Below are 12,565 nucleotides of genomic sequence, written 5' to 3'. Positions count from 1 at the left end.
CTTCTTTCTATATATCCTGCTGATTAATAAATAAACATCGCGTCGCCGAAGCTGAAGAACCGGTACTCCCGTTCTACCGCTTCGCGATATGCCGCCATTACATGCTCTCTGCCCGCCAGCGCGCTAATCAGCATGAGCAGCGTCGACTTCGGCAAATGAAAATTCGTCAGCAGCGCATCGACCATCTGGAATTCATAACCGGGGTAGATAAAAATATTCGTCCAGCCGCTGCAAGCCGCAAGGCGTCCCTTCTCCGTGCTAACCTTCGCTGCGGTCTCCAGCGTGCGGCACGACGTCGTGCCGATAGCGACAACTCGCCGTCCGTTAGCCTTTGCCGCATTAATAAGCTCAGCCGCTTCCGCGCTTACTTCGTAATATTCTTCGTGCATGCTGTGCGCTTCCACATCTTCCACCGAAACCGGACGGAACGTCCCGAGGCCGACGTGAAGCGTAATATAGGCTAATTGTATACCTTTTTGTTCCAGCCTATTCAAATAATCGCGCGTAAAATGAAGTCCCGCCGTAGGAGCCGCTGCGGAACCTTCGTGCCGGGCATAAACGGTCTGATACCGCTCGCGCTCGGGAAGCTGCTCCTTAATATACGGTGGAAGCGGCATTTGTCCCAGACGGTCCAGCAGTTCATTGAATATGCCTTCGTACTTGAAGCTGAGAATCCGGCCGCCCATCTCCAGCTCTTCCTCGACCGTAGCCGTCAAAAGGGCCGTTCTCGGCCCGCCTGCGTCGTCGTCGGCCTCTCCGAATTCAATGACGGAGCCTATCTTCAGCCGTTTGCCGGGCTTCACCAGCGCCTCCCAGCGGTCTCCCTCCAACTGCTTGAGCAGCAGCACCTCCGCCTTGGCCCCGGTATCCGCCTTGATGCCAAAAAGCCGGGCTGGCAAAACCCGCGTATCGTTCAACACGAGTACATCCCCGGCTTCCAGATAATCGATCAGTTGTTCAAAAGTTTGATGCCGGATCGCTCCGGTCGTTTTGCTCAATGTGAGCAATCTGGATGAAGTGCGCTCTTGCAGCGGAGTCTGCGCAATTAGCGACTCCGGCAATTCATAATCGAACCATTCTACTTGCATTGTCGTCATTCCTTGGTTATCGAGACTCCTACGTAGTAGGTCTGCAATATTTTTTTATAGTCGTAACCGAGCTCGGCGTAGCCTTTGGCGCCCCATTGGGATAACCCTAAGCCGTGACCGTAACCGGTTCCTTTGAAAATATAGCGGGACTGCTTGTCTTTGAGCCGGGCTTTGTTGTCCCCGTTCATAATGAACAGCTGCGCCGCCGTTTGCTGCTGCGGCTTATCCGAGCCGGAGGCGACATAAATCCCGGGCGATGCAGGGGACTGACTGCGCACCGTATTGCCCGCTCCCAATATAGTATACCTTCCCGTATCTTCAATATCAAACCGGGTGCTGGGCAAATTGTTCAGCAAAGTGCGGTATGCGTCCGGGTATGCCGGCTTCATCACCTGACCGTTGGCGGCCATCTCGATGACGCGTCCCGATTCTCCCCGTTTGGATACTTCCAGCTGATCGAGACTGCCGGCAATCGGCTTCGGAAGCACCGAATTGACCTTATCCTTCAACTTGCTTGCGTCAAAAGGCCCGCGTATCCACGAATAAGCATTCGATTCGACGGCCTGATCGATCACGACGAAACGGTCGCCGATATCGACCTTGAAGCTGGCCGGGTTGGCCGCGTTATCGACGTAAGGGGCCGGACGTACGCTGACTCCCGTACCGTTCGATTCGTAATAAGGCAGCCCTGCGGCATTTTTTTGCCCCGTATCGCGGGCATAGTCCGAGTGAATATAACCGGACTGACCGTTCGGAAGCACGATGAGGTACCATATCGCCTTTCCTTTTTCGGCACCATCGTCAGGACTCGGAGCGCTCTTCAAATAATCGACCTTATTGCCCCAGACTTCGCTCGAATCGGCCGTCATTCCTCCCGCATTGGAATAAAACAAAGGTTCGATCAAGCCGCTCTTATCCGTCAATACTTCACCGGTCGTAGCCTGCACCGCTTCGGCCGCCGCCGCAAATTCGGCGCCCGCTCCCTGATAAGCCTGGTCTTGAGTCGAATCGGAAACATGGGCGATCGCATATTTCATCCCCTGCTTCAACGCATAGGTTCGGGCCGCAACGGCCTGCGCCTTCAGAGCTTCCTTGGGCCAATCCTTGCTCAGCTCCGAGCTGATGACCGAAACCAGGTATTGCTCGAACGGCAGCTCATTAATGACCGCAAGCTTCCCGTTATACGGGGAAATCTCCAAAGCTCCCCGGTACGCCCTTCCGAACCGTTCCTTCACGGTCACGGTCCCTTGGCCGCCGGCGGTGACCGCAAGCTTGGCGCCGGCTCCGCCGGCCATATAGTGCGGCATCGGCGCCGGCGGCTGCGACGTTACGTCCAGTTGGTTCCGCTTCAATATGTAGGCTGCCGAGGCATCAAGCGGCTGCAAAACGGCCGACGGCAGCGACGAGCTCAGCTGCTGCTTCACGGCGGCAAGCTCCTTCTCGTCGGCCGCCGCCCCGGCCAATACTGCGTAGGCAGGAGCCCCCGCCCCCGCAGCGATATAGGCGACGCCGGCGTCGAAGCCCGCTGCGCCGACGGCTGCCGCCTGCGCGTCGGCTTCCGCTTCGCTCGCGTAAACGCCGGCATTCCAATGAAGCGGGCCTTTTACGCTTGGCGCAAAGCCCTTCAGAGCGCCGCCTGCCGCCGCGTCCGCCGAAGCCTTGCTCAAAGCGGCCGCCGCCGCTTCCTTGGTGGCGTAAGGTCCGAGCGTCACCTGATATACCGTTTGGCCGAGCTTGGAAGCCGCCAAAACGACGGGACTTTCGTTAGAGGCGGTAAGCTTGTCTACCAGCGCCTTGGCGGATGCGGCGTCCGAGCCTTCCCACAGCAGCGCGCGGTAGCCGTCGAGAGAAACGGCAGCCGGCGTTTTGCCGTCGACGGCAAAGACCGGCTTATCGGCTCCCGCCGCGCCCCGATAAGCGATATTCAGCCCTTGATCCGAGGACAAGGTGACATAAGACGCAGTGACGTTATATTTGCCCGTGTCCACAAACAGGGCGACTCTTATCGAATCCAGCTTAGGCAAAGCGGCAGCCGCATAAGCCGGCTGATTAAGCTCCGGGATTGTCGCCGAAGCTCCCCATCCCGCGCCTGCGATGCATATGCCGGCGATGATTTTATACATAGAACCAAGTGAAGGCCGAAGCTTCCTCATGTTCAGCGTTCCCCTTTCTAACGTTGGATGAGCGCACTCTTCCCTTCCACTTGCCATACAAGCGGTCAGTTATTGCCGTCAGGCACCGGCAGCCCCAGATGACGATAGGCCAAATGCGTTGCCATACGGCCTCGCGGCGTGCGCTGCAAAAAACCGATTTGCAGCAAATACGGCTCGTACACATCTTCGATCGTCTGGCTTTCTTCTCCGATCGTCGCCGCAATCGTATCGAGTCCGACCGGCCCGCCCTGAAAGCTTAGTATGATGGCCCGCAGCATTTTGTGGTCGATCTCGTCGAGGCCCAGATGATCAATCTGGATGCCGAGCAGCGCTTTCTGCGCGATGTCGAGCGTAATGATGCCGTCGCCCTTGACCTGGGCGTAATCGCGCACCCGCTTCAGCAGCCGGTTGGCGATGCGCGGCGTTCCGCGCGAACGCTTGCCGATCTCATCGGACGCCTCGCCGACGATTTGCACCTGCAAAATATCGGCCGTTCTGCTGACGATATAAGCGAGCTCGTCTACGGTGTAATACTCGAGCCGGCTGACGACGCCGAAGCGGTCCCGCAGCGGCGCCGACAAGAGCCCTACCCGCGTCGTAGCCCCGACCAGCGTAAAGGCCGGGAGATCGAGCCTGACCGAACGCGCGCTCGGCCCTTTGCCGATAATAATATCGAGCGCAAAATCCTCCATAGCCGGGTACAGCACTTCCTCTACCGTGCGGTGCAAGCGGTGAATTTCGTCGATGAACAGCACGTCGCCTTCCTGCAGGTTCGTCAAGATCGCCGCCAAATCGCCCGGGCGTTCGATCGCCGGCCCCGATGTCGTACGCACGTTTACTCCAAGTTCGTTGGCGATAATGTTCGACAGCGTCGTCTTGCCGAGCCCCGGCGGCCCGTACAGCAGCACATGGTCCAGCGCTTCCTTGCGCATCTTGGCCGCTTCTATATAAATTTTCAAATTTTCCTTTGCCTGCGTCTGCCCGATATATTCGGCCAAATAGCGGGGGCGCAGGCTCAGCTCCATTCCCTGATCTTCCATCATCAGGTTCGCGGATATGATCCGTTCATCCATGGTGAACCTCCTTTTACTTAAGCGACTGCTGATACAGCGCCTGCAGCGCCAGCTTCATCACCGCGTCGACGGCTTCGCCGCCCTGCAGCTTGGACTTGATCGCCTGGCCGGCCCGGTCGGCCTCCGCTTCCGTGTAGCCGAGCGCAATCAGCGCCGCCTTCGCTTCGCTCCATGCTCCCGTGCCCTGCGGCTCGGCCGCCAGCCCCGCTCCTGCCGTAAAAGCGGCGAAAGGGTCCTTATCCGCGGATATCGCTCCCAGCTTATCCTTCAGGTCCAGAACCATCCGCTGAGCCGTCTTGCGTCCGATGCCGGGCAGTTTCGTCAAGAAGCTCAAATTCTCCTGCTGAATGGCCGTGGCGATAACCTCGGGCCTTCCTCCGCCGGCAAGCACTCCGATCGCCACCTTAGGTCCGATGCCGCTGACCTCAAGCAGCAGCCTGAACAGCGATTGCTCCTCGCGGGATATAAAACCGAACAACAGATGCGCATCTTCGCGCACATGATAATGAATGAACAGGGTCGTCTCCTCCCCTTCCTTCAACTGCGCCGCATACGGATTCGGGCAAAAGACGCGGTAGCCCACGCCTCTGACGTCCACAACGACATATTCCGTTTCCCTATGTACAATAATGCCTCTCAAAAAATCGATCATCGTTTATGTACCCCGTTTACTTTTTGTTCGAACGTCGAGGTGTGGGCATGACAAATCGCCACTGCCAACGCATCCGCGACATCGTCCGGCTTCGGAACGGCTGACAAATTCAGAAACATGCGCACCATTTCCTGCACCTGCTTTTTCTCCGCCTTGCCGTATCCGACAACGGCCTGCTTCACTTGAAGCGGCGTATATTCGCCTATCGGAATATCCTTCTGAACGGCGGCCAGCATCATCACCCCGCGAGCTTGCCCCACCGTAAACGCCGTCGTGACGTTCCGGTTAAAAAACAGCTTCTCGATAGCCACGGCATCCGGTTTGTACTTCTCGATCAGCTGCACCGTAGCCTCGTACACCATTTTCAGCCGCAGCGCCCCGTCCGTATGCGCTTCGGTCTGAATGCTTCCGTATTGTACCGGCACAAGCCGGGAGCCCTGCTTATCAATAAACCCGAAGCCGACAATCGCGATCCCCGGATCGATCCCCATAATTCGCAAAACGCGCACTCTCCCATCCTGCCTAAAAGCGAACATATGTGTTCCCATGCCATTATAGCAGATATTACCGCGCATGAACACGCCCCAAAAGGCTCAACAATCGCTCTGTCCGCAGCCGAAAAGAAAGACGCCTCCGTCATTAAGAGACGAAGGCGTCTTTAGAAGCGCGGTGATTTATGCGCGGCTTGCGGTCGATAGCCCGCTGAGAATCGGAAGATGCTTTCGCAAGCGCAGCCGGCATTGTTCACCACCCTTTTAGTGCTTGGGCGTTTCCTCGACGGCAAAGTCCGCAAAGGTCGATAGCACGCTGTTATACTCGTCCAGGTTGCTTACGGGAATGCCCCGGTACAGCTGCTTGACCGTCTCGCTCGGCAGGCTGCTCTCCAAAAACTCGATGTTCAGCTGGAAAAACGTGCGAATTACCTGTTTTCCTTCCGGCACTCCTTCAAACAGGGAAAGATTCCCTTGAGCGTCCAGCCCGAAGTAGGCGTTGGTCTTGCACTGCGGAGACAAATCGTCCACCCGCTCCGTAAAATAGACGCGGCCGTCTTCTCCGAGCACAACCGTTAAGGCCGGATGCTTCTTGTGGTAGTCAAAAATTTGCGAAGCCGACATGCTGCCGAGCATTTGCAGCTCATCGCCGCAAACATATGCTTTTTTGGTAAATGCTTCGCGCTGACCTTCCATTTGCTTCAGCATAGCCTTAACTTCTTCCTCCGATTGTTCCGACGGTTTAACCTGCCGCCCGAATACGGATTGATCCGCTCCGGACCAGCCCCGCTCCTCAGGCGCCGTCATCGAGTGCAGCAGCGCGGCCGCCGCCGTGCTTAATCCCGCCAGCAGCAGAACAGCCGCCAAAGTTAACCAACGACGCTTCCAGCGCAGCTTTTTCTTTATTTTATTCAGCAAGCTCAGAAGAATCATTCGAATCCCCTTCTAACGTCAGTATGATGTTTTTACTATTTTTCCCATGGATACGAATGATTATACCGATGCCGAATAATCGTCCTTTCTACCCTCCGATCCCCTTGCTCTGTACACGCCGAAAAGGCCGAAAGCGTTTCGCTTCCGGCCTGCGGCCTATCATGGTATTTTTCTGATTACAGGTTAATCCACGGCGTTTTCTGGGAGGTCGATTTGTTCGATCCCGAACGGTTGCGGCGCGTATTTTTCACCAGCCGGCTAATGGCCGCTTCCGGGGATTTACGTTTTTTTTTGGCGTTTTTCGCGGTCGTCTGCTCCGCCTTGCGGGAGATCGTCACCTGTGAGTCATACTCCTCTTGCTCTTCATCGTCGCGGCCTTTGGATTTGCCTGAGGGCCCTTCCTCGAAAGGAGCCGAGAACGGCGAAACCTGCTGACCGTACATAGGATAAACCGGTCCGGGAAATGCGGTATTCATCGCCGGTTCAAACGGATAACAAGGCGCTTCGGAAGTTGGACTCACCGCCGTCGGATAAGGCGCGTTCGGGAAGGGCATTCCCATGTTGGGAAAAGGCATGCCCGGGAACGGCTGGCCTGCCGACTGAGCCATAAACGGATTCTCCATTTGAGGCCCGTAACCATACGGCATCGCCTGATCAAAAGCGGGCGATACTTGGCCTCCGCAGCCGCAGCCGCCTGCATTCGGTCCGAATTGCGGATACGAAGCCATTGGCGCCGCGAAGTTTTGATAAGGCATTTGATTGGCCGACGGCATAGCCTGCATAGGCGGGAATGGCGGCTGCTGCTGCGGCCAAGCGTTGAAATTCGGCTGATTGTACGACATCGCTTCTACGGCAGGAACCTGGAACTGCTGAAACAAATTCGCAGAAGGCTGCTGGAACGGCATATTCGGCGTCGCCTGCGGCATCATACCGAATGCGTTATCGGTAAGCGGCCCCGGCGGCGGCCCCCATTGCTGCGGCATGGTCTGTTCGCTTTGAACATATTGCGGCTTTTGGTTCGAGCTTGGCATGAATGTAGATTCCGGACTAAATGTCGGAGCCTGGTTCATCTCCGGTTTACCGGTCGACTCCGGCATAAACTGCGGACCTTGGTTCATCTCCGGCTTGCCGGTCGACTCCGGCATAAACTGCGGACCTTGGTTCATATTCGGCATCGCCGTCATCTCCGGCATAAACTGCGGAGCCTGGTTCATCTCCGGCTTGCCGGTCGACTCCGGCATAAACTGCGGACCTTGGTTCATATTCGGCATCGCCGTCATCTCCGGCATAAACTGCGGGCCTTGGTTCATATTCGGCATCGCCGTCATCTCCGGCATAAACTGCGGGCCTTGGTTCATATTCGGCATCGCTGTCGCTTCCGGCATAAACTGCGGGCCTTGGTTCATATTCGGCATCGCCGTCATCTCCGGCATAAACTGCGGGCCTTGGTTCATATTCGGCATCGCCGCCATCTCCGGCATAAACTGCGGACCTTGGTTCATATTCGGCATCGCCGTCGACTCCGGCATAAACTGCGGACCTTGGTTCATATTCGGCATCGCCGTCGACTCCGGCATAAACTGCGGACCTTGGTTCATATTCGGTATCGCTGTCGATTCCGGCATAAACTGCGGGCCTTGGTTCATATTCGGCATCGCCGCCATCTCCGGCATAAACTGCGGACCTTGGTTCATATTCGGCATCGCCGTCATCTCCGGCATAAACTGTGGGCCTTGGTTCATATTCGGCATGACAGGCATTTCGACATTCGGCTGCGGCACTTCCGTGATCGGAGAAACGTTCGAATTCGGAGCTTCAGGCGCCGGCGTTTGCTCTGCCGGTTTCGTTTCGATAGGAGCCGTATTCTTTTTGTCCGGGTGGTGGGGGTACGGATACGTATTTTGGTTCGATTGCTGATTATGATGGTGATGATGCCCGCCGCCCGTTTTCGGAATAAATACGACATCTCCCGTCATCAACACATTCGGATTTTTGAGCTGCGGATTAGCCGCAATCAAATCATTCAGGGGAATGTTCCATGCTTTGGACAGCTTCCACAGCGTATCCCCCTGTACTACCGTATGTTTGTAAAGATAGTCGCTCGGCGGTTCCACCGGCTTCGGAGCATTGGGGATTTTCACCTTCATGCCCACATCAATGACGTTGGGATCAGCGATTTGCGGATTCAGCTCGATCAACTTATCCAGATCAACATTATACTTTTGTGCGATTTGGTAGAGGGATTCGCCTTTCTTCACCATATGGATTTTCAATGCATAAACCTCCTTAACATGTTCTTGGAGAAACGCATCTTCCCGCGCGCTTCCTCTAGCGCTTGCGGACTGCCGTTTCTCTTTTTCGCATAGCACCACGGGAACTGCCTAAGAGCTCTTAAGCTGCCATTGACGGAAATAAAAGCCGTGCATCGCGCGTGCCAAAACAAAATAACAATACAGTTTATGCAAGTCGGTAGGCATTTGACCATAATCGCGGGAAAAAAATAAGCGTGCAACGGAAGAACGCCCCTAAAAGCGGCGCAATGCTTCGAAGCCGATCCGTCCGCATCAAGCTGCGGCTTGATCGCCGTTTGACCGTTCCGCCGGGATGATTCAAACGGTTGGCCACGCCTTCCGGGGAGAATCCCCGGTTAGCCTCAAGAATCCGGCTGACATCGCTTTCCGGGCAACGCAAAAAAGAGCAGCAACACCCTGCCGCCCCTGAAGGAGCGAAGGTGCTTTCTGCTCATTGTATGCTTGTAAAATCGGCTTTATCCCTTTTCTTCTATACCTTGGAGCCCTCGGGCTCGTACGAATAGGTGGGATAGCTGCCCAAGATCCGAACCTGACAACCGATCGCTTCGATTTCCTGCAATGCCGCAGGCAGCAGAACCGAATCCATAGACGCTTCTATATCGATATAAAAATAATAAGTTCCCAGCTTCTTCTTGGTTGGTCTCGATTCGATCTTCGACAGATTGATTCTTCTCCAGGCGAAAGCCGACAGCAGTTGATGCAACCCGCCCGGGTAATCGTCCGGCAGCGTCACGATAATCGTCGTTTTGACCATCGCGCTTGTCTTCTCCGGCAGGCGAAGCGGCTCCGAACCCACCAGAACGAAGCGGGTAAAGTTATTATAATGATCCTGCACTCCCTGCGCCCACGTATGTAATCCGTACAGCGCGCCGGCGCTGGCGGGGGCCAGAGCGGCCACGTCGGAACGGCCCAGCTCCTTGACCATGCGGGCGGCTACGCCGTTGCTGCCCACCTGCTCCAGCTCGACATGGGGCAAGTATTGACGCAAAAATTGCCGGCATTGGGTCAGCGTAACGCCATGGGAAACGATCTTCTTCAGTCCGCTGCAGCCTGCTTCCAACGACGCTCCGAAGCCTGCAACGCCAAGCAGATTGATGGAAATCGGGTACACCCATTCCGCTTGCATCGGCAGCTCAACTTCATGCACCAGCCAGTCCAAATGGAGGCTCACCGAACCGTCGAACGTATTCTCGATGGGGATGACGCTGTAATCGGTTTGTCCGTTGACGGTGGACATAAAGACATCGTCTATGAGCTTGCAGTTCACATAATCGAAGTGATTTCTACCCAAATAATAATCCGCCGATTCTTCCGTGAACGTGCCCGGACCTAAAAGCGCAATTCGCTTCATGCGCGGACCTCTCCTTTGATGTTTTCGAATAATGTACAACTTTCATCAAAGTGTGTCAACACCTGTACGCCGCTCTTGTCCGGCTTCAGCCACATGAGCGTGGCTTCGATGCCCTCGTCCTTCAGCGTGCCGAGCAGAAACGCCTCCAGCTCCGCCTTGCGGGAGCTGCCCCGCTCCACGAGCGCGAGCATCGTCGGGCCCGCGCCGCTCAAGGCTACGCCGAGGGCCCCGTGATCCGTCGCCTCGGCCAAAATTTTGGACAGGCCCGGCACGAGCGGGGCCCTGTAAGGCTGATGCAGCGCGTCCTTCATCGCGCCGGCGATCATATCGAGCCGCCCGGTGCAGAAGGCGGCCACGAGCACGGACGAATGCCCTACGTTGTAGACGGCATTCGCCAGGCTCTGCTCGCGCGGCAGCACTTGCCGCGCTTTCTCCGTGAGCAGCTCAAAGTGCGGGATAGCCACCAGCGCTTCCAGCCTGTCGTCGGGCTCGACGCGAATATGCTCCGCGCGCGCGCCGTCCCAGAAGGCGACGACCAAGCCGCCGAACAGCGCCGGGCCGACATTGTCGGGATGCTCCTCCAGCGCCGTCGCCATCTGGAAGAGCGTGTCGTCGGACAGCGGGCTGCCGATGAGCGCATTGGCCGCCGCCATCCCGCCGATGATGGCGGAAGCGCTGCTGCCGAGGCCGCGGGTGAGCGGAATGTCGCTGTACATCGAAATTTCCAGCTCAGGATGCTCCACACCCGCTTTAGCGAATACTTGCTGGGCCACTTGATAAACCAGATTCGACTTGCCCGTCGGAAGACCCGACATTTGATCGCCGATCAGATGAACGGCCGTCTTATCGGCAACGCCCATTTCAATCCACATATATAAATCGAGCGCCATGCCCAGCGTATCGAAGCCGGGTCCGAGGTTCGCCGTAGTGGCGGGCACTTTGATTCTCACCTTTTTACCGATTATGTCCATGAATCGTCCCATACCCTTCAAGCTTTTTTGCCGGCCGGAACCGCCCTTCGCCTCGCTCCAACGCAAGCTTCAGGCCGAGATTGCCGTCCGGCGGTTTTCATCTGCGGATAATTCTAGCTTCATTGCTTTACGGTTTCTCCCGCTTCTCGGTCATCGCCTTTGCCGGAGAATCAGCCTTCAACCCGGTAGACGCTCTTGATCGAATGAACGACATCCATCGTCTCGAACGCCTTGAGCACGTTTTTCATTGACGCCTGATTCGCATCATGCGTGATAATGATAATCTCCGCCTTCGGATTCAGCTTGTTCGGATGCTGCAGCACCGATTCCAGGCTAACCTCATGCTCGGCGAATACCTGCGTAATTTGCGCCAGCACGCCCGCCTTGTCCTCGACATGGAGCAAAATAAAGTTTTTGGACGAAATTTGCTCGTCGGTTTTCAGCTTCTTCTCCTTATACGGAGTATATCCGCGCTTTCCGTTGATGCCGAGCTTCAGATTGCGCACGACGGCAACCAAATCCGCTACGATCGAAGTCGCCGTAGGCATTTCGCCGGCTCCCGGTCCGTAGAACATCGTCTCGCCGACCGCTTCGCCATAAACATATACCGCGTTGAATACGCCGTTCACGGAGGCCAGCGGATGCGACTGCTTCACCATGGTCGGCTGCACGCTGATGCTGATATGGTCGTCCTGGCGCTCGGCGATGCCGAGCAGCTTCACTTCGTAGCCGAGACGTTTGCCATAGGCGATGTCTTCCTTGCTCACTTGGCTGATGCCACTTACCGACACGTCGCTCAAAGCGACGTTGGCATGAAAACCGAGCGTGCCGAGAATCGTCATTTTGCGCGCCGCGTCGAAGCCTTCTACGTCCGAGGTCGGATCGGCTTCCGCATAACCGAGCTCCTGGGCTTCCTTCAGCACATCCGCATAAGCCGCACCCTCTTGGCTCATTTTCGTCAAAATGTAATTGGTCGTACCGTTCACGATGCCCATAATTTTCGTAATCCGGTCGGAGGAGAAGCCTTCCACCAGGGTGCGGATAATCGGAATGCCGCCCGCTACGCTGGCTTCGTAAAATACGTCGCAGCCCTTCTCCGACGCTTTGGCCAAAATTTCCTGGCCGTGCAGCGCCATTAAATCTTTATTCGCCGTAACGATATGCTTGCCCCGCTCCAGCGCTTCCAGAATGTACTGCTTCGCCAGGTCGACGCCGCCCATCACTTCGACGACAATATCGATCTCCGGGTTGTCGATAACCTCCCACGGGCTTTCGGTCAGCTTATCCGGGCTGATGGCGATGCTCCGCGATTTATTTTTATCCTGAACAAGAATTCGAGAAATTTCCAGCGCTGCGCCGGTTTGGCTCTCCAAGTCTTGCTGATGCCCTTCCACTATACGGACGACGCCCGTTCCGACGGTACCTAGCCCGAGTAATCCTACTTTGATTGGTTTCATATATCGTCTCCTCCTTCATCTCGCTTGGCGATAGCCGCTTTTTCACCATTCTCCTAAGAGTCTGTCCGACGGAGTTACTTTTGT

The 12,565-nt window shown here is 56.2% G+C and carries 10 protein-coding genes; all 10 read right to left on the bottom strand.

Going from position 1 to position 12,565, the window contains the following annotated elements:
- Positions 1-23: 23 nt before the first annotated feature.
- The 10 genes from queA to SK3146_RS30290 all read right to left on the bottom strand — a co-directional run bounded on the left by queA (position 24) and on the right by SK3146_RS30290 (position 12,481).
- Positions 24-1,088: a tRNA preQ1(34) S-adenosylmethionine ribosyltransferase-isomerase QueA gene (gene queA / locus SK3146_RS30335; RefSeq protein WP_249862283.1), complete on the bottom strand. Its 1,065-nt coding sequence runs from the start codon at positions 1,086-1,088 to the stop codon at positions 24-26.
- A 5-nt stretch (positions 1,089-1,093) separates the two neighbouring features.
- Positions 1,094-3,211, bottom strand: a complete 2,118-nt coding sequence (locus tag SK3146_RS30330; RefSeq protein ID WP_249862282.1) for a SpoIID/LytB domain-containing protein — start codon at positions 3,209-3,211, stop codon at positions 1,094-1,096.
- A 95-nt stretch (positions 3,212-3,306) separates the two neighbouring features.
- Positions 3,307-4,314 carry a Holliday junction branch migration DNA helicase RuvB gene (gene ruvB, locus SK3146_RS30325; RefSeq protein ID WP_249862281.1) on the bottom strand — a complete coding sequence of 336 codons (1,008 nt, stop codon included), beginning with the start codon at positions 4,312-4,314 and terminating at the stop codon, positions 3,307-3,309.
- A gap of 13 nt (positions 4,315-4,327) precedes the next feature.
- The gene (gene ruvA, locus SK3146_RS30320; protein ID WP_249862280.1) at positions 4,328-4,966 is read right to left on the bottom strand and encodes a Holliday junction branch migration protein RuvA; all 639 of its coding nucleotides are present in this window, start codon (positions 4,964-4,966) and stop codon (positions 4,328-4,330) included.
- Entirely contained in the window at positions 4,963-5,466 is a 504-nt protein-coding gene (ruvC, locus tag SK3146_RS30315) for a crossover junction endodeoxyribonuclease RuvC (protein WP_249866489.1), read from the bottom strand. The genes ruvA and ruvC overlap by 4 nt, the downstream gene beginning before the upstream one ends.
- 255 nt (positions 5,467-5,721) lie before the next feature.
- Positions 5,722-6,390 carry a BofC C-terminal domain-containing protein gene (locus SK3146_RS30310; RefSeq protein WP_249862279.1) on the bottom strand — a complete coding sequence of 223 codons (669 nt, stop codon included), beginning with the start codon at positions 6,388-6,390 and terminating at the stop codon, positions 5,722-5,724.
- A gap of 176 nt (positions 6,391-6,566) precedes the next feature.
- On the bottom strand, positions 6,567-8,663 hold the full coding sequence (locus SK3146_RS30305) for a LysM peptidoglycan-binding domain-containing protein (protein ID WP_249862278.1): 2,097 nt from the start codon (positions 8,661-8,663) through the stop codon (positions 6,567-6,569).
- 508 nt (positions 8,664-9,171) lie between these two features.
- Positions 9,172-10,053 carry a prephenate dehydratase gene (gene pheA / locus SK3146_RS30300; protein ID WP_249862277.1) on the bottom strand — a complete coding sequence of 294 codons (882 nt, stop codon included), beginning with the start codon at positions 10,051-10,053 and terminating at the stop codon, positions 9,172-9,174.
- Entirely contained in the window at positions 10,050-11,024 is a 975-nt protein-coding gene (gene thrB, locus SK3146_RS30295) for a homoserine kinase (RefSeq protein WP_249862276.1), read from the bottom strand. The genes pheA and thrB overlap by 4 nt, the downstream gene beginning before the upstream one ends.
- Positions 11,025-11,194: 170 nt before the next feature.
- Positions 11,195-12,481 (bottom strand): homoserine dehydrogenase, encoded by a 1,287-nt coding sequence (locus tag SK3146_RS30290; protein WP_249862275.1) that lies wholly within the window; start codon positions 12,479-12,481, stop codon positions 11,195-11,197.
- Positions 12,482-12,565 lie beyond the last annotated feature (84 nt).

The organism is Paenibacillus konkukensis, from assembly GCF_023523925.1.
In the GTDB taxonomy this organism is placed as follows: Bacteria; Bacillota; Bacilli; order Paenibacillales; family NBRC-103111; genus Paenibacillus_S; species Paenibacillus_S doosanensis.
The sequence above is the reverse complement of the archived record's forward strand: the minus strand, read 5'-3'. Positions and strand labels throughout refer to the sequence as shown.

Bases quoted from the DNA above. Each gene is read 5' to 3' on its own strand.
- queA (WP_249862283.1), bottom strand. From the start codon at position 1,088: ATGCAAGTAGAATGGTTCGATTATGAATTGCCGGAGTCGCTAATTGCG.
- SK3146_RS30330 (WP_249862282.1), bottom strand. From the start codon at position 3,211: ATGTATAAAATCATCGCCGGCATATGCATCGCAGGCGCGGGATGGGGA.
- ruvB (WP_249862281.1), bottom strand. From the start codon at position 4,314: ATGGATGAACGGATCATATCCGCGAACCTGATGATGGAAGATCAGGGA.
- ruvA (WP_249862280.1), bottom strand. From the start codon at position 4,966: ATGATCGATTTTTTGAGAGGCATTATTGTACATAGGGAAACGGAATAT.
- SK3146_RS30310 (WP_249862279.1), bottom strand. From the start codon at position 6,390: ATGATTCTTCTGAGCTTGCTGAATAAAATAAAGAAAAAGCTGCGCTGG.
- pheA (WP_249862277.1), bottom strand. From the start codon at position 10,053: ATGAAGCGAATTGCGCTTTTAGGTCCGGGCACGTTCACGGAAGAATCG.
- thrB (WP_249862276.1), bottom strand. From the start codon at position 11,024: ATGGACATAATCGGTAAAAAGGTGAGAATCAAAGTGCCCGCCACTACG.
- SK3146_RS30290 (WP_249862275.1), bottom strand. From the start codon at position 12,481: ATGAAACCAATCAAAGTAGGATTACTCGGGCTAGGTACCGTCGGAACG.